The organism is Streptomyces sp. SD15 (assembly GCF_054462255.1).
Window position 1 is genome coordinate 1 of record NZ_JBTLMO010000140.1, and the last position, 1,166, is coordinate 1,166.

1 protein-coding gene is annotated in these 1,166 nt (G+C 68.1%); it reads right to left on the reverse strand.

All coding sequences use genetic code 11. The annotated features are described in order from the left end of the window. Window positions 1-28: 28 nt before the first annotated feature. A protein-coding gene (locus tag ACX28W_RS43895; protein ID WP_459005689.1) for an IS630 family transposase occupies window positions 29-1,092 on the reverse strand; the annotation gives its coding sequence in 2 pieces (ribosomal slippage) (window positions 29-645 and window positions 645-1,092; 1,065 coding nt in all). Window positions 1,093-1,166: the final 74 nt, after the last annotated feature.

A 1,166-nucleotide genomic window follows, 5' to 3' on the forward strand; every position in this document is an offset into this window, starting at 1 on the left:
GCTACTGAACTTGAATTTGTGATGTCGGTCAGTCGTTCATGGCCAGGCCGGTGCCAGCAAGGCAGCCATCGACCACATCGGGCCGGTACTGGATCTGCTTCAGCTTGCGCTTGACGGCTCGGGTGACCTGGGAGAGATCAGCGGCCGCGAGGTTGCCGATCTCGCGTTTGACCAGCGACCAGATGCCCTCCTGCGGGTTGAGGTCCGGAGCGTAGGTGGGCAGCTGGAACACGGTCAGCCAGTCTGAGTTCCGGTCGATGAAGTCGCGCATGCCGCGGGTGAGATGCAGGCGGACGTTGTCCCAGACCAGCACGATCGGACCGCCGAGCTGGATGCGGGCCCGGACGAGGAGGCGGCAGAAGTCGCGCCATCCGAAGCCCTTCGGCTCGTCCTTGCGGCCCCGGTACTCCCGCAGCCCGTAGATCAGCCTGGACCTGGCCCCCGGCTTGAAGCAGCACATCCCCACCATTGACAGACGGCCACTTCCCCGACTGCGGACCCTCACGACGGGCGTGCGACCGACCCGGCCCCAGGTCCTGGCCCGCGGAGGCGTCATCGATTGCCCGGCCTCGTCCTCGAAGGCGATCCACGCACCCCGGGCCTCCGCTTCTCTTTTACCCGCGGCCAGACCTCCCTCTTCCACATCTCCACCGCGTCGTCGTCCCGCTCGATCGCCCGTCGGGCCGGCTGCTGCCAGGACCAGCCGTGCCGCTTCAGCAGCAGCCAGGTGCCCTCGACCGTGTAGGAGACGTGAAACAGCCGACCGATCAGCGTCTTGATCCTCGCCAGGGTCCACCGCTGATCCGGCCACCCGTGCGAGAGCGGACCGCGCTCCAACTCCCGCTCCAGGCGCTCCATCTGGGCCGGTCCCAGCCTCGGGCGTCCCGGCGAGCCCTTCGACAGGACCCCGGCCTCGCCCCGCTCGCGCCAGGACTTCCGCCACCGCTCCACCGACCGCTCCGACACCCGTAACGCGGCGGCGATGTCCTTGTTCTTCTCCCCGCGCTCGAAGCGTTCTACGGCCTGAAGCCGAACCCGCTCCCGCGCGGCCCTCCCAGCGTCGGTCAGCCCGCCGCCCTGCGCGTATCTCACCCAGCCAGAACTACCGGACCTGACGCTCAACTGCCAGGCCGATAGCCCGACATCACCCGATCAAGTTCAGTAGC